The sequence below is a fragment of the Chryseobacterium gleum genome, assembly GCF_900636535.1.
In the GTDB taxonomy this organism is placed as follows: domain Bacteria; phylum Bacteroidota; class Bacteroidia; order Flavobacteriales; family Weeksellaceae; genus Chryseobacterium; species Chryseobacterium gleum.
Genome location: NZ_LR134289.1, coordinates 4245102 through 4263080, shown reverse-complemented (window position 1 = coordinate 4263080; position 17979 = coordinate 4245102). Strand labels below are relative to the sequence as shown.

The following is a 17979-nucleotide window of genomic DNA, read 5'->3' as shown; positions in this document are numbered from 1 at the left end:
AGTTATAAATGATGTGACGAGATTCGGGATATGGGTTCAGTGGCTATAGGTTCCTGAGCTTTGGATTGGTAGTAGTAAGAAAGTAATAAAGTTACACATCGTGAGTTATAAATCTCCTCTGTATTAATGCCCTTACTCCTATTCCAATTGGGGTCATAAAGCATCCCTTCCCAATTGTACTGTGGTTCAATTAGCCTCTTTCTTTTCATTTGTATCTCTTCTTTCTACTGTGTCATTCGGCAGGAATCCAAGCTCTTTTATTAGAGTTTTAAACGATTTAAAAAGGTAAAAGTAATACTTGTGTTATTTTCTAATACTTTGCCGAGACTCCTGCGGAGTGACAATGGGGTATGTGATGAATGATGAATGTTAAGTGATAAGTGATAATTGATAAATGATTGATGTATCGTTTATCATTTATCATTTATCAATTATTACTCATTACTCATTACTCATTACTCATTACTCATTACTCATTACTTATAAGTTCGGTATAAAGCAAAAAAAATCCTTTATCAAATGATAAAGGATTTTTAAAAATAAAATAAAAACTGGCGGCGGCCTACTCTCCCGCGTTAGCAGTACCATCGGCGCTGGTGGGCTTAACTTCTGTGTTCGGAATGGGAACAGGTGAGCCCCACCGCTAAAACCACCCTAAAGAAGGTATATAGCATCCGGCTATTGGCTGCTGGCTATTGGCTTTATTGCCATTCGCTAACTGCTATCCGCCATCTGCGTTTTAAGCGATAAAAACTTTCACAAAGACAAAACCTTTACTGCGCATAAAGTACTTGTCATTTTATATTACTGATACAGTAACCATAGACTATAAATCTACGGGTAATTAGTACTACTCGGCTATGACATTACTGTCTTTACACCTGTAGCCTATCAACGTCGTCATCTACAACGACCCTTAAAAGATGTCTCATCTTGAGGCGAGTTTCGCACTTATATGCTTTCAGTGCTTATCTCTTCCAAACGTAGCTACTCAGCGGTGCACCTGGCGGTACAACTGATACACCAGAGGTTTGTTCAATTCGGTCCTCTCGTACTAGAATCAAGCCCTCTCAAACATCTAACGCCCGCAATAGATAGAGACCGAACTGTCTCACGACGTTCTGAACCCAGCTCGCGTGCCACTTTAATGGGCGAACAGCCCAACCCTTGGGACCTTCTCCAGCCCCAGGATGTGACGAGCCGACATCGAGGTGCCGAACCTCCCCGTCGATGTGAGCTCTTGGGGGAGACTAGCCTGTTATCCCCGGAGTACCTTTTATCCTATGAGCGATGGCCCTTCCATACGGAACCACCGGATCACTATGTCCTGCTTTCGCACCTGATCGACTTGTGGGTCTCACAGTCAAGCACCCTTATGCCATTACACTCTACGCACGGTTACCAAGCGTGCTGAGGGTACCTTTGAAAGCCTCCGTTACTCTTTTGGAGGCGACCACCCCAGTCAAACTACCCACCACGCAATGTCCTTCTGAAAGAAGTTAGGCTCCAAGTAAGTAAAGGGTGGTATTTCAACGGCGGCTCCACAAACACTAGCGTGCCTGCTTCAAAGCCTCCCACCTATCCTACACATTACTTACTCAAAGTCAATACGAAGTTATAGTAAAGGTTCACAGGGTCTTTTCGTCCCATTGCGGGTAATCGGCATCTTCACCGATACTACAATTTCACCGAGCTCGTGGCTGAGACAGTGCCCAGATCGTTACACCATTCGTGCAGGTCGGAACTTACCCGACAAGGAATTTCGCTACCTTAGGACCGTTATAGTTACGGCCGCCGTTTACTGGGGCTTCAGTCAATGCCTTCGCTTACGCTAAGCACCTTCCTTAACCTTCCAGCACCGGGCAGGTGTCAGACCCTATACAGCATCTTTCGATTTAGCAGAGTCCTGTGTTTTTGATAAACAGTCGCCTGGGCCTCTTCACTGCGGCCACCATTGCTGATGGCGTCTCTTCTTCCGAAGTTACGAGACTATTTTGCCTAGTTCCTTAGCCACGACTCACTCGAGCACCTTAGGATTCTCTCCTCGACCACCTGTGTCGGTTTTGGTACGGGTTGCTTCACTTCGGCTTTTCTTGGATCAGATTACTCTACAGCAGCTTCGCCCGAAGGCTAAGCCTTGACTATTCCGTCAGTCTCCAGCAGATACATCCAACCGTCCCCTTTTATCGTGAGCAAGTCAGGGAATATTAACCCTGTGTCCATCCACTACCCCTCTCGGGTTCGCGTTAGGTCCCGACTAACCCTCAGCTGATTAGCATGGCTGAGGAAGCCTTGGTCTTTCGGTGAGCAGGTTTCTCGCCTGCTTTATCGTTACTTATGCCTACATTTTCTTTTCTATCCGCTCCACAATACCTCACAGTACTGCTTCGGCGCAAATAGAATGCTCTCCTACCAGATGTATAAATACAAATCCATAGCTTCGGTAATATGTTTATGCCCGATTATTATCCATGCCGGACCGCTCGACTAGTGAGCTGTTACGCACTCTTTAAATGAATGGCTGCTTCCAAGCCAACATCCTAGCTGTCAATGCAGTCCAACCGCGTTGTTTCAACTTAACATATATTTGGGGACCTTAGCTGTTGGTCTGGGTTCTTTCCCTCTCGGACATGGACCTTAGCACCCATGCCCTCACTGCCGACGAACATTTATTAGCATTCGGAGTTTGTCAGGAATTGGTAGGCGGTGAAACCCCCGCATCCAATCAGTAGCTCTACCTCTAATAAACTTAACATCGACGCTGCACCTAAATGCATTTCGGAGAGTACGAGCTATCTCCCAGTTTGATTGGCCTTTCACCCCTACCCACAGGTCATCCGAAGACTTTTCAACGTCAACCGGTTCGGTCCTCCACTCTGTGTTACCAGAGCTTCAACCTGCCCATGGGTAGATCACAAGGTTTCGCGTCTAATCCTACTAACTAAGCGCCCTATTCAGACTCGCTTTCGCTCCGGCTCCGGTACTTAATACCTTAACCTCGCTAGTAAAATTAACTCGTAGGCTCATTATGCAAAAGGCACGCCGTCACAGCATTACGCTGCTCCGACCGCTTGTAGGCGTACGGTTTCAGGTTCTATTTCACCCTTCTATTCGAAGTGCTTTTCACCTTTCCTTCACAGTACTTGTTCACTATCGGTCTTTCAGGAGTATTTAGCCTTGGAGGATGGTCCCCCCATATTCAGACAGGATTTCACGTGTCCCGCCCTACTCATTTATCACTCAAATATGCCTTTCATATACGGGGCTATCACCCTCTATGGCTGTTCTTTCCAGAACATTCTATTAAACATATAAAAGCTTTTGGGCTAATCCGCTTTCGCTCGCCACTACTTACGGAATCTCTTCGATTTCTTTTCCTCCGGGTACTTAGATGTTTCAGTTCTCCGGGTTTGCTCCTCTTACGAGGTAATACATCTTCAATGTATTGGGTTGCCCCATTCGGATATCTGCGGATCAATTCGTGTGTGCCAATCCCCGCAGCTTTTCGCAGCTTACCACGTCCTTCGTCGCCTCTGAAAGCCTAGGCATCCGCCATACGCCCTTAACGATTTCTTTCCTATTGGTTACTCAAGCGCTTTATGCGCTCGGTTTTCTCTTTGTGATGTCTTTACCGTTAATGTCAATGATCTTAAATCTATTTCTGATTTAATTCGCAAATATTGTTTTTGGCTCTATTTGCTTTTTTAAAACTAAACCATCCACTCTGTGGAGAATAAGGGAGTCGAACCCTTGACCTCCTGCGTGCAAGGCAGGCGCTCTAGCCAGCTGAGCTAATTCCCCTCTAGTGCTTTTAGCTTATGGCTTCCTGCTTTTGGCTAGTGGCCAGAAGATAGTCCCTATTTGCTATCCGCTTTAATTAGTAGTCTCGGGCAGGCTCGAACTGCCGACCTCTACATTATCAGTGTAGCGCTCTAACCAGCTGAGCTACGAGACTCTATTATGAGTGATGAGTAATGAGCGATAAGTAATTATTTTCATATACCTTACAACTCTACTTCTTACTCGTTTTCTCTTCCCGTTTACTAATTTCTAGTGGGTTTTATTTTTAATATAAATCAACCAAACAAAAAACTAAAGCTTGAACTTTAAGTAAGTTCTGTATCTTGCGATACTAATTTTTTTATCGTCTAACGACGCTCTAAAATGAGATGTTCCAGCCGCACCTTCCGGTACGGCTACCTTGTTACGACTTAGCCCTAGTTACCTGTTTTACCCTAGGCAGCTCCTGTTACGGTCACCGACTTCAGGTACCCCAGACTTCCATGGCTTGACGGGCGGTGTGTACAAGGCCCGGGAACGTATTCACCGCGCCATGGCTGATGCGCGATTACTAGCGATTCCAGCTTCATAGAGTCGAGTTGCAGACTCCAATCCGAACTGAGACCGGCTTTCGAGATTTGCATCACTTCGCAGTGTAGCTGCCCTCTGTACCGGCCATTGTATTACGTGTGTGGCCCAAGGCGTAAGGGCCGTGATGATTTGACGTCATCCCCACCTTCCTCTCTACTTGCGTAGGCAGTCTCACTAGAGTCCCCAACTTAATGATGGCAACTAGTGACAGGGGTTGCGCTCGTTGCAGGACTTAACCTAACACCTCACGGCACGAGCTGACGACAACCATGCAGCACCTTGAAAAATGTCCGAAGAAAAGCCTATTTCTAAGCCTGTCATTTCCCATTTAAGCCTTGGTAAGGTTCCTCGCGTATCATCGAATTAAACCACATAATCCACCGCTTGTGCGGGCCCCCGTCAATTCCTTTGAGTTTCAAACTTGCGTTCGTACTCCCCAGGTGGCTAACTTATCACTTTCGCTTAGTCTCTGAACCCGAAAGCCCAAAAACGAGTTAGCATCGTTTACGGCGTGGACTACCAGGGTATCTAATCCTGTTCGCTCCCCACGCTTTCGTCCATCAGCGTCAGTTGTTGCTTAGTAACCTGCCTTCGCAATTGGTGTTCTAAGTAATATCTATGCATTTCACCGCTACACTACTTATTCCAGCTACTTCAACAACACTCAAGACCTGCAGTATCAATGGCAGTTTCACAGTTAAGCTGTGAGATTTCACCACTGACTTACAGATCCGCCTACGGACCCTTTAAACCCAATAAATCCGGATAACGCTTGCACCCTCCGTATTACCGCGGCTGCTGGCACGGAGTTAGCCGGTGCTTATTCGTATAGTACCTTCAGCTACTCTCACGAGAGTAGGTTTATCCCTATACAAAAGAAGTTTACAACCCATAGGGCCGTCGTCCTTCACGCGGGATGGCTGGATCAGGCTCGCACCCATTGTCCAATATTCCTCACTGCTGCCTCCCGTAGGAGTCTGGTCCGTGTCTCAGTACCAGTGTGGGGGATCACCCTCTCAGGCCCCCTAAAGATCGCAGACTTGGTGAGCCGTTACCTCACCAACTATCTAATCTTGCGCGTGCCCATCTCTATCCACCGGAGTTTTCAATATTAAGTGATGCCACTCAATATATTATGGGGTATTAATCTTCCTTTCGAAAGGCTATCCCCCTGATAAAGGCAGGTTGCACACGTGTTCCGCACCCGTACGCCGCTCTCAAGATCCCGAAAGATCTCTACCGCTCGGCTTGCATGTGTTAGGCCTCCCGCTAGCGTTCATCCTGAGCCAGGATCAAACTCTCCATTGTATGTTTGTCTGACTCACTCAAAGTTTTTAACGCTTTAGTTTTTCCTTACTTGGTTGTTATATTGTATGTCAATGATCTTTATATCTTCCGCTTTTCCCGAAGCACGCTCTCTGTCAGTGGCGCTCCGTATTTGCGAGTGCAAAAGTAAAACTTTATTTTTTAATGACCAAATGTTTTTGAAGAAAATTTTAAAGTTTTTTAAGTAACCTTAATCCTTCTCAAACCCTCAATCTCTCTACTCCTGCGCTCCGATTTATTCGGACTGCAAAGATACAAACTCTTTTTTATCTCACAACTCTTTTCGCAAAAAGTTTTAAAGTTTTTTTTCGTCTGTCTCTTATGAAGTAAATAATGTTCCTGCTTAGCTAAAAGCTCTTCTGCGCTTACTGATCTACTCTCGTTTTCAGTGGGGCAAAGATAGTAACTTCTCACAACGCAAAACAAGTTTATTTAACATAAATTTTACCGTTTCGTAATATTTACACTTAAAGCACTGGATTGCAGGGAGAAAAATTTTAAACATTTGTTTGGGGTATTGGGTTGGAGGGTATGAGCGTTTGAGCGTGGGAGGGTTTGAGGGTGAGAGAAAGAGAGAATGGTGATGCGGGATGCGGGGATACGGGGTGTGAATAGTGTATATATTATATAATAGAGAACAGACTATATAAGAAAACAGGGTTTCTTCGAAAAATTAAGAATTATGCCTGGCTCCGATTGAATTGATGATACACCATATTATATAGCAAACACAGCACTCTCACTCCGCAGGAGTCCGGACAAAACTTTTCCGTAGCATGACAAGGCTAATGTCAACTGTTAAAAAAAAGCTTAGACATTATCCCTCCAACTTACATCCTTTAAGGGCTCTGGTCAAGAGGTTTGGATTCCTGTGGAATGACACAAGGGAAATAAAGGCTTGTTTTCACTAACCCGAAGCTCGCAACACAATAACCCGAACCACTATATTCTCCACCATGAAATTCATCATTCATCATTCATCATTAACGACTCCTTCCCTAGCCCTGATAGAAATGGTTACCCCGCAGCAGGAGTTGGAGGGCGAGAGGGTTTGAGCGTGGGAGAGTGCAGGCGCGAGGAGTATGAATGGATAGCAGGATTAAGCTCCGAAATAAAGTAGGAGTGTGAGAGAGTGAGAATATAAAAGTATTGAGAAACTGAAGTGGCTCGCTTATATTATCTCGCTTATAATATAAAGATGGAGGTAGAGTGCTTAGCAGTCTTTCGAAACTGGGATCAGAAAAAACGCTTTATCAATAGCTTATAGACATAGTAGCCTAACAGGCATCCGATAGAATCTGCAACGATATCTAAGGTTTCCATAGATCTTCCCAGTCCCATTTCTTCCTGCAGAATTTCAGTAAGGAATGCATAAATAAGGATGATCTGAAAGAAGTAGGAGAATTTTATTTTAGGAAATGTGGCAATGAAAGAAAATCCCAAAGCTGCAAAGATACTGAGATGCAAAACTTTGTCGATACCATTGAACATAAACCAATATTCATGGTTTTCTTCTCCGGGTTTGAGAAGCATATAAGTAAGAAATGCCCAATAAATGGGCAGTATCTTACTAAATATTTTTGAAATCTTATCCAATGATCGCTTTGTAATCATCTGCAGAAAGTAACTCTGACTGATCTGCTCCATCAGCAATTTCCAATTTGATGATCCATCCGTTTCCATAAGGATCTGTGTTTAACAGCTCAGGCTGATCTTCTAAGTCTGAATTAAATTCAATAACCTTCCCTGAAACAGGCAAGAATAGATCTGAAACAGTCTTTACCGCTTCTACACTTCCGAAAACGTCTCCCCCATTAAGGTCATCATCTACAGTATCTACATCTACGTATACGATGTCTCCAAGTTCTCCCTGAGCGAAGTCTGTAATACCGATTGTAGCAACGTTACCTTCGATTCTGATCCATTCGTGATCTTTGGTGTACTTTAATTCTGATGGTGTGTTCATTTTTAAATTTTTATTTTGTACAAATGTATTCAAAAATATAGTAGCTTCAAATATCGGATATAAAAAAAGTCCTTCAAAACTGAAGGACTTTTAGGTTTGTATTATTTTAGAATCCACCTCCGGATTCACCGAATGTAAATGTAGCTGAGATGCCGGCTCTGATTGTAGACAGCGGGAATGCTGTGGAAATCTTATACTTTGAGGTCATCTGTTCGTAGAATACCCTCAGGTTCAGATTCTCAGAAACATTGTAGTCTGCAGAAAGTTTAATGTTCATCAATCTTTGTCCTCCCGTAACCTGAGCGTCATTCAACAGGATATTCATAATGGAGGTTTTACTGTCTCTTAATGAAATATCTCCTCTGATGTTAAGATCACTTCCTTTTCCTCTTGTTCCTCTTCCTCTGATATTAGCTGTTCCCAATCTGAAGTTTCTGACAATATATCCAAGTCTTACCACATATTCTGTATTGGCATCTTCAGTAAGCGTCTGGTTTACCAATCCCAGCACCATCATTCTGGTTCTGTTATACTGTATCCCAAACTGCATATTATTTCTCATGGTAACATCTATTCCAATAAGCGGCGAGAAGGATTCTACATATCCAACCTGTGCAAATGTATAAGGATTGATCTTGTCTCCTGCATTTTTGATTACATTACCAGCATCATCTACAGTCTGATAATATCCGTTCGGATTATCATGATAATCTACATTGCTTTGGATCCCCGTTGCAGTATAGGTCGCGGTATAAGCATGTAAAATATCAAACTTCGTGAACTGTCCGCTGATGATCGGAATATTTTTTAATCCTGAATACGTAATTCTCCAGTTTGGTAAAGGGAATCCTGATTTTTTAGGATTGGTCATCGGTGTCACTGACTTTCCTTCCATAGCTGCTCTAAAGGCTGGAATCAATACATAGGCGTTTCCGATGCTATAATGCTGAGCAAATCCATTGTTATCCAATACTGCTCCAGGGCCTCCCAATTGCTGGGAAAGCGCTCTTGCATTTTCTCTGATAGCCTGATAAACTGCCTGTCCATCTTTAAACGATGTGCTAAGAAGCGTTGTCGTATTGGAATAGGTTGTCAATTCGCTGGCAAATGTAAAGTCCGGATCAGGAACTCCGTTATTGGTATAGTTAAATCCTGTATGTGAGAAGTTACTGTTAAAAGTATGCAATACATTCAGATCAACTCTTAAATCGTTCATCGGCATTACCTGTAAGTCTGCCCTCAATTCCTTGGTAGACATTCTTACGTATGGATCTGTCATATAGTTAGAACCACTCACCCATCCGTTCTCCATTACCGTTCTTCTGATATCTGCCTGCGATCCTAAAAGGAACCCAAGTGTAGGACCTCCCAGTGTCTGTCCGTATCCATACCAGTTTGGTGCTGATATTAATCCAGGAAGCACTGTTCCGTTTGTTTCATTATAACTTACATTCAACTGCTTGAAAGAAGTCAGGAAGAATGCTGCGCTTTGCAGTGGAGTAAGTCTGTTTTTAAATTTATACTTTTTGTATCTGTATCTGTTCTTTTCCCATTGTTTTGCATACACATTATTCAGAGAGTCCATCTCCTGTCTGCGCTTCTGCAGTTTTGCATTGATGTTTTTAAAATAGTTAAACTGGCCAAAGAACTTAGGAAGATCTGCTGAAGCCGTTGCCTGAATAACATTTGTATTCTGACCCACTGATCCTAAACTTGCCGGCTGATTCGTATTAGGATCCACAAATCCAAGCAATGAAGTAGACCTTGCTGCCCAGTTATAAGTAAATCCATATCCTACTTCCGCATCAATGAAATCCAGGTAAGGAAGATACTGGAATGGCAGCTTATAATTCAACTGTGCTCTGTGATTATACAATACCGGTCTTCCTGCTCTGAATACATTTCCGAAGATCGACTTATTATCCATAGAATTCACATCCAGGTTATCATTAAGGGTTCTGGTTGCTGAGTTGATTTCCAGTTTTAATGATTTTGTGAAATTAAATCCTAATCCATACTGCCATCCAAAGAAGAAGTTTCTGTTTTTGATGGCATCAAAGTCACTGTTCATATTTCCGTTCAGAATTGCTTCCACGTTTCTGAACTCAAGCTCGTTATAATTTCTGTCGATTTCAGTTCTGAAAGATATTCTTGTAGGTATTGGATTAAAGTTGAATTCCTTCACCCATCTCAGATACTTTGTAGATTTTGCGGTATCGCTGATCATTTTGTTGAAAGGTTTGATCACCCACGGCTTAAATGTATAGTTGTAATCAATATATCCTCTCAGATACTGTCTGTAGTTTCTCTTGGTATAAATGTCTCTGTAATAGTCATCGTTATAAACAGCAGTTACAGAAACGTTTTCTATATCATAGAATTTGGGTTTCTTATTTGGATTTACTCTTTCCTTATGCATATTCACAACTCCTATACTTCTCTGCTGGGTATAAGTTCTCGCTACTTTTTTCAGCTGATCTTTATTAGGCGCCTTGCTGAACTCCACATCGGTGTCCAAAGGATTGTATTTCGGATCTTCAATGGTCTGTGAGTAAGAATAATTTAACGGAATTTTCACTCCGGTTTTTTCAGGAAGGAATTTGTCTACATTAATCGCAGTATTAATACTGAATGCTGATTGGGTAGACTGGGTTCTTTCTGCAGGTTTAGAATCGATATTCCCGAAACCAACCGATGTATAGGAAGCATTAGCGTTCACTGTTGCCAAGTCTCCCATATTGAAGTTTAAGCTTGCATTTCCTGCATATCCTCCATCGTTTTCAATTTCAGATAGACGGATTTCGTTAACCCAAAGAACTCTTGTTATAGTGGATGCCCCTCTTGGATCAGAGTTTCTTACCCCAATCATAATGGTGGTAATATTTCCTAAACTAGGCCGTCCTTTGATATAGATATTTTTATAAGGTTCCTGATATGTAAGGTCTTTTGTTCTTTCAGTGATTTTCACTCCTGACTTATCTCTTCTTATTTTTGCATCTACAAAATTCTGAACATCAAAATCAACTTCATTTTCCATTGGCCAGATCTCCATAGGAGCTGTTGCTGTAGTAGGAGTCATTTTTAAAGATGATTCATATTCATAATAGTTGTCAGTAGCATCGCTTCCGAAACGTATAAAAAATTTCGTTTTCTCATCAATTCCTGTGATAGTATTAGATGGATCATGAGCATGCACAAACAGCTTCAGCTTTTTGTATCTTCTCATATCCAACGTTGTATTTTTAAACACACCTCTTGCCTCAGTCTTAAGATCTTTCACTTTCATGTAAAGTGAGGCTTCATTCTGTCTCTGAGCTCCTGCATTTCCACTTAACACTTGTCTGTCAATTCCCGGAGGTAATACATACGGAGGCTGGTTCAGTGCATTCTCTTCAATATTCACACTTCCTACCTCAAAATTCGGGTCTGTAACAACCCCTATACCCTCTCCTGAACCTGGAATATTTGTACTGGCAATGTTACTATTATATTTTCTCCAGTCTGATCTTACAAGATCCATTGTTCCGAATCTTAAAGTAGACGTTTGATCAAATCCTGTCAGCATTAATCTCGCAAATCTTACGTTATTTAACACAGATGGATCTGCTGTTCCTTCAGATGGATCATAATTCGCCACAGGGATTCTGAACAAATACCATTTAACATCTGAAGTCTGCCCGTTCTGAAATGTTGCTTTTACTGTTTTTACATCTACAATATTATTATTTGCCCCAAGTGATAAACTTGGCTGGTCAAGCTTTATAACATATTGGTTATAGTTTTCAGTCTGGTCAAGGTTATAATCTTTGTTGATATCTTCAGCATCCGGAGTTTGTGAAGCTACATTCAGAGAGTTTGCTTCGGAGTTTCCTTCCGGGTTTCTGAAATATTTATATCGTTCTACCACTGAAGCAGCCTGACTTCCTGTAAATTTATCAGAAAGATAGAATACGAAGTCATCCACTGCCGGGTCAGCAATATTGGTTACCGGGTTTACAAAGGTATTCCCGAACCTCATGGCTTCCTGATCAGAAGTAAGACCGTCATATCCTGCATCCTGAATTCTTCTGTCATCTCCTTCTGTAGAGAATGCATATAAAATTGGCGGCTGTTTTGGCTGTACTCCCCAGTTTGAATTTGTTGTAGAAGAAGGTGTTCCCGGAGTAGGAAGTCCGTTTTCATACTGCATTTTACCATCTTTCAGAACATCTTCGGAAACGTTTCCTAAGTGAAGTAAAAGCTTTGGATCAGCACCCAGGGTTTTACCATCTGCATAAGGATCCATCATCCAGAATTCAACATATTCAATATTTGAACTCACAAAGTTCGGAACGCTGATGGATCTCATAATCCCAGCCCATCTGCTTTGTGTCTGTTCTGTTAAAGGATTAACGTTATACGGTCCTTTTTCTTTAGGGAAATAAGAAATATCGAAAGTATTCGTAAAGGTTTGTTCTCCTGCTACGAAATCTCTGTTGTTATAAATTTCAGAATATTGCACCCTTCTGGAAGCGTGATTGGATACAGACTGTGGTGTGATCCCTGCGGGAGCTTTCCCTCCGACACCCCAGAATCTTGGATCAATGTTATACCATGTCAGCAATCCTCTTCCATATCCACTCGTTATATCATCATCCGCCGGTATTGTATTAAATGGCGGTAACTTATTTTTTTCGGGTTTTGATGCAAGGCTCCATGCTGCAGGTTCTTTTAATGATATTTTAGAAGTTGTCTGTTCAAAATCGTCAATATAAGACTGGTTATTGGTTCCTTTATTCAATCCCGGTAATAAATAGGCAGCTTCCATCTTGAAGTTTAAGTTGGATGGAGCTTCGGTTTTTACCATCGGAAGTTTATTGGTAAGTCTTGTAAGGTAAGGAGCCTGATTGTTATACATCAGGTTGATCCCAGCCATAGTATTATTTACTGCTTCCTGCCCGAAGTTTACTTTCTGAGTCAATGGAGATTCAGAATAATTGATTACTGTTCCACCCAGGATAAAGTTTTCACTGAATCTTCTTTCTAAGTTTAATCCTAAGAATCTTTTTCTTTGGGTATTAAATGTAAGTTGGTTTTCCAGTGAAATATTGATGGCCTGTCCGGACTGCTTTACATTTTCATTGATGATGGTAACCGTTCCCAGCATATAGTCTACGGTATAGTCTACACCTTCAGTAAGCTGTACCCCGTTTGCAGCGACTTTCACCGATCCCTGAGGAACGTTTACTGCCCCCAGAGAAATACCTTGTCCCTGAACACCTTTATAACGACCTTCCATGGTATACCTTTGCGAAAGGTTACTGGAAGAAGCTTCTAGTTTTTGCTTGGTATAAAGATCCTGGAAAACATATTGAGGATCAAAGGTTCCACCTAAAGCCTTTTGCATATAAGCACCAAAGGGTTGTACTTTGGTAAAAATGACTCTTCCGGTTTCCGGTCTGATGGTAATCCCATTGACAAAGTCGAAGATACCATCTCCTTTACTTCCATCTTTATTGTTCTGGATATCACCGTTCATATTAAGGCGGTCCCAGTTAAATAATTTCAGTAAGTTCTGATCTTTTACAGGCGTGTCCGGAAGGTAGTTTACCTTACCTCCTGTTTTGGGATCTCTGTAGTATACATTAAGGATAAATCCATCCGGCGCTACCTGTCCTGCATCTATAGAATAGATATTTTTCATCATCAGATCCCACATCGGAGACTGAGTGTTTATCTTGTTATTTACTCTCAATACTTTAGTAACCAGTACAGGGCTTTCTTCAGAAAATTCCCCTACTTTGTATACTTTATTACTTCCGTTAACGGTATAAGAGTATGAAACGGCTAAAAGCTGCTGGTCATTAAGTTTTTGGTTTAATGAAATATACCCAAGCTGTGGCTGAAAGGTAAATTCATTAGCATTCAGTTTTCTTGCTTTTGTTGCAAGAATAAATTCTTCTCCGTTACTATAGGGAGAAGAATTTCCCGGAAAGACATGCCCCTGAAAAAGAGCATTGTAATTTTTCCCCGCTTCTCTGGTTCCGGCTACTTTTGATACTTCATCATACAATCCATTCAATGAGTTATCTGGCAGAGTAATTCCTCCCGGACCTTCTCCCAGGTCTCTGATCCCGATAATACTTTTCTGATAGGCCAGATTACTGTTCCCTTGATCAAGTACCCAAACTTCCATTCTGGTAATATTGATGGTTGAGTTGATCTGTGGGTAATTAAGGAGGGCATCATCATACTTGTTCAGGAAATAATGTCCTATAAAAAAGTGCTGGTTTTCTTCATAGTCAATAGCATTGACTTTAAAGTTATTCATCACACCACCACCCTGTACTACAATATTACGGGCTTCACCTTGCTGCTGGGAAAGGACAACTGTTCCGAATGTTTTTCCTAACTGAAACTCTGTCTTCACCCCGAACAATGACTGGGAACCACGGATAAGACTGGTTGAAAGCGGCATGTTTACGTTACCGAATTCAACTCTTTTGATGATTTTATCTTCTCCTCCTTCGTTAGGTTTATCTACATTTCCAAGGCCTTTGCTTTGAAGATCTTTCCAGCTTCCTTTTGCCTGCCAAACAAGGTTCATCCTGTTTTCGAAAGCAAAACCACTCTGGGTATCATAATTGGCCTTTAACTGTAAGTTTTCCCCTACCTTCCCCAATAATCCCAGCTGAATTCTCTGATCTATATCAAAGGTAAAGCTGGTCCTGTTTTGTGGCAGGATCATCGGGTTATCTATTTTCTGGTAAAGTCCTGCAAAATCCAGGGATGCATACCCCGAAGGAATAATTTCAATTTTGTTACCACCAAAAATGGTTTCAAAAAGCCTGTTGTTGATCTGTAATGAAGGAATAAGCCCTTTCTTTCTGGCATCAGTTCTGTCTCTTCTGAAGAGAAGGTTATATTTATCAGATTTCTCCTTATAATAGGCCTTTGTCTGGCTGGCAAGCATATATTCTTTATATTCTTCCGGAGACATGGCTGTAGGAGGACCTGTAATGGTATTTCCGATTTTGGGATACACGTAGTACATCCCGGTTTTTATATCGTAATAGGCTTCGTACCTCGTAGGGTCGGCCACTTCATATTGTTTTCTTATAATCGCTGTATCTTTCTGTGCCTGCGCGAAAGCACTGACAGACATGCAAAGGAACGACAGGAACAAAAATATGTTAAGATGCTTAATATTCGCCACCAAATGTTAAATGTTTTTTAAGATTTGTTTTACCAATTCTTCTACCGAGATGCTTGGATTTTGTTTTATAATTTTATCCGCAATCTTCTCACTGGTTCGTTTAGGAATGCCTAAAACTTCTAATGCAGATAACGATTCTTCCTTAATTTTATTATCTACCATCACAGAAATATTCGCGTTAGGATCACTGTATTTCTGCACTTTATCTTTAAGATCTACGATAATTCTTTCCGCAGTTTTTGCCCCGATTCCTTTAGCTTTCTGGATCAATGCACTGTTTCCTGAAAGTATGGCTGAAGCAATCTCATCCAGGCTCAAAGTTGACAAAAGTATAAGTGCTGAGACAGCCCCCACTCCATTAACACTTATTAACAGATTAAACATTTCTTTTTCTGAACGTGTGTTAAATCCAAAGAGAAGATGAGCATCCTCACGAATGATCTGCTGAATAAATAAAAAGGTCTGCTGATTCAAAACCAACGTCTGTGAGGTCATCAAACTGATTCCCACATAGTAACCAACTCCTTGCACATTGATGACAGCGTAGGTAGGTGTAAGTTCCTGAACTATGCCTTGTAAAGAAAATATCATTATTAATTTTTAAAACTCCCAAATATAGCAATTTAAACTAATTAATGTTTTCATTTGATCTGAGAATGATTTTTAACTTAAATTTCAAATAAGAATTCAAGGAATTAACAGAAAAACAAAAGACTCCAAAATATGGAGTCTTTTTACTATCTGGAACACTGTTTACAGTGTCATTTTTTAAATAAGAAAGATGAATTACTGTTTCCAGTTATGCCACTCATTCTATATTACGATTTTTTTTCTCTTCTTTGAGCATCAAGAACGGCAATGGTAGCAAGGTTTACAATTTCATCTACGCTTGAACGCATCTGAAGTACATGTACCGGTTGTTTTAATCCCATTAAGATAGGTCCGATTACCTGTGCTACCTTCATACCTCTCAGGATTTTATAAGAAAGGTTGGCACTTTCAAGGTTCGGGAAGATGAATGTATTGGCCGGAGTTGTTCCTAATTTTGAGAATGGATAATCACTCAGGTGGTCTGCATTCATTGCAAAATCAGGCTGAATTTCACCATCCACAACCATTTTAGGATATTTTTCATGAAGGATTCCTACTGCTTTCGCAACTTTCTTGGAAGTTTCAGAGATAGCAGCAAAATTTTCAAATCCAAGCATTGCGATTCTTGGTTCAATAGCAAAAGATTTTACTGTAAATTCTGCCATTTTAGCAATATTCACCAGGTCTTCAGCTGTAGGGTTCTGGTTGATGGAAGTATCTGCAAAGAAAATAGGTTTCTTTTCAGACAGGATCATCATCATTGCCGCTACTTTGTCTACGCCTTTATCTTTTTCAATAACTTCTAAAACAGGACGTAAAACGGAAGTATAATTTTTAGAGAATCCTACGATAAGTCCGTCAGTATCTCCATGCTTCAGCATCAAAGGTCCGAAATAATCTCTCTGACGAACATATCTCTTCGCTTTGTACTCGTTCATTCCTTTTCTCTGACGAAGCTTCCAAAGGGTTTCTCTGTATTTTTTTCTATTTTCTTTCTGATCATCATCACTTGGATCAATGATAGGGACATCCAGAGTAATTCCGTAACGTTCCATCTGTTCCTTGATGTACTTTTTATCCCCTAAAAGGCTTGGGTATGCAATTCCTTCTTCACAAAGGATCTGAGCAGCTTTCAATACATTGTATTCTTCAGCGTTTCCAAGGGTGATTCTTTTCGGATTGGATTTCGCACGGCTCTGCATCATTCTTACCAATCTTTCATCTCTGCCCATTCTGTCTAAAAGCTGGTGCTCATATTCATCAAAATCCGTAATGGTTTTTCTGGCAACACCACTTTCAATAGCTGCTTTTGCCACAGCGCTTGATACTTTTGTGATCAATCTGTTATCAAATGGTTTCGGAATAAAGTATTCTCTTCCAAACTGAAGGTTCTGAACGTTATATGCTAAGATTACAGCTTCCGGCACCGGTTCTTTTGCAAGGTCAGCAATGGCATGTACCGCAGCCAGTTTCATGGCTTCATTAATTCCTGTTGCCTGTACATCCAATGCACCACGGAAAATGTAAGGGAATCCCAGTACGTTATTAACCTGGTTAGGATAATCACTTCTTCCTGTAGCCATGATCACATCTTTACGGGTTTCAATTGCAAGATCGTAAGCAATTTCCGGATCAGGATTAGCCAAAGCAAATACGATAGGATTATCGTTCATGCTTAACAGCATTTCAGGAGTCATTACGTTTCCTTTTGATAATCCAACAAAAACATCAGATCCTTTTACAGCATCTTCCAATGTTTCGATATCAGTCTGAGCGATAAAATCCAGTTTTTCAGGAGTAAGGTTTTCTCTTTTATGGTTGATTACTCCCTTACTGTCGCACATCAGGACGTTTTCTTTTTTCAATCCTAATGAAATATAAAGCTTAGTACATGCAATAGCTGCAGCACCCGCTCCGTTTACCACCATTTTCACTTTATCAATATCCTTGTTAGCAATCTGCAGAGAGTTGATCAATGCAGCAGCTGAGATAATGGCTGTTCCGTGCTGGTCGTCATGCATCAAAGGAATATTCAATTCCTCTTTCAGTCTTTGTTCTATATAAAAAGCTTCGGGAGCTTTAATATCTTCAAGGTTAATTCCTCCGAAAGTAGGAGCAATCCCTTTCACGATTTCAATAAATTTATCCGGATCCTTTTCATCAATCTCAATATCAAAAACGTTGATATCTGCAAAGATCTTGAACAAAAGTCCTTTCCCTTCCATTACCGGTTTTGAAGCTTCAGCACCGATATCTCCCAATCCAAGTACGGCAGTACCGTTAGAAATTACTGCTACCAGATTTCCTTTTCCTGTGTAATCATAAACTGTTTCCGGCTTATCATGAATTTCCATACAAGGTACTGCTACTCCAGGAGAATATGCCAATGACAGATCTCTTTGGGAAGAGTGCGGCTTTGATGGTATTACTTCAATTTTTCCTTTGGGTTCTGCTTTATGATAATCCAGTGCGGCCTGGCTAAAGTTCTTTTCGTCACGATTGTTGTTACTTGACATAAAATTTTGTTTTT

At 41.2% G+C, this 17979-nt stretch carries 5 protein-coding genes, 2 tRNA genes and 3 rRNA genes; all 10 read right to left on the bottom strand.

Annotated elements, in window-relative coordinates; all coding sequences use genetic code 11:
* Window positions 1-549: 549 nt before the first annotated feature.
* The 10 genes from rrf to EL165_RS19335 all read right to left on the bottom strand — a co-directional run bounded on the left by rrf (window position 550) and on the right by EL165_RS19335 (window position 17965).
* Window positions 550-657: ribosomal RNA gene (rrf, locus tag EL165_RS19380) — 5S ribosomal RNA — on the bottom strand.
* Window positions 658-824: 167 nt separating this feature from the next.
* Window positions 825-3576, bottom strand: a 23S ribosomal RNA gene (locus tag EL165_RS19375).
* 151 nt (window positions 3577-3727) lie between these two features.
* Window positions 3728-3801: transfer RNA gene (locus EL165_RS19370), tRNA-Ala, on the bottom strand.
* An 80-nt stretch (window positions 3802-3881) separates the two neighbouring features.
* Window positions 3882-3955 (bottom strand) — tRNA-Ile (locus EL165_RS19365).
* Window positions 3956-4162: 207 nt separating this feature from the next.
* A 16S ribosomal RNA gene (locus EL165_RS19360) occupies window positions 4163-5679 on the bottom strand.
* The 16S, 23S and 5S rRNA genes sit together here with 2 tRNA genes alongside, the layout of an rRNA operon.
* Before the next feature lie 1254 nt (window positions 5680-6933).
* Entirely contained in the window at window positions 6934-7311 is a 378-nt protein-coding gene (locus EL165_RS19355) for a VanZ family protein (protein WP_002981710.1), read from the bottom strand.
* Window positions 7286-7663 carry a glycine cleavage system protein GcvH gene (gcvH, locus tag EL165_RS19350; protein WP_041461925.1) on the bottom strand — a complete coding sequence of 126 codons (378 nt, stop codon included), beginning with the start codon at window positions 7661-7663 and terminating at the stop codon, window positions 7286-7288. Before gcvH ends, EL165_RS19355 begins: the two co-directional genes overlap by 26 nt.
* 106 nt (window positions 7664-7769) lie before the next feature.
* The gene (gene sov / locus EL165_RS19345; protein ID WP_002981712.1) at window positions 7770-14807 is read right to left on the bottom strand and encodes a T9SS outer membrane translocon Sov/SprA; all 7038 of its coding nucleotides are present in this window, start codon (window positions 14805-14807) and stop codon (window positions 7770-7772) included.
* A gap of 57 nt (window positions 14808-14864) precedes the next feature.
* Window positions 14865-15449, bottom strand: coding sequence for a Holliday junction branch migration protein RuvA (ruvA, locus tag EL165_RS19340; RefSeq protein WP_002981713.1), 585 nt, complete (start codon window positions 15447-15449; stop codon window positions 14865-14867).
* Between the two features lie 227 nt (window positions 15450-15676).
* Entirely contained in the window at window positions 15677-17965 is a 2289-nt protein-coding gene (locus EL165_RS19335) for an NADP-dependent malic enzyme (protein WP_002981714.1), read from the bottom strand.
* Between the last annotated feature and the right edge of the window lie 14 nt (window positions 17966-17979).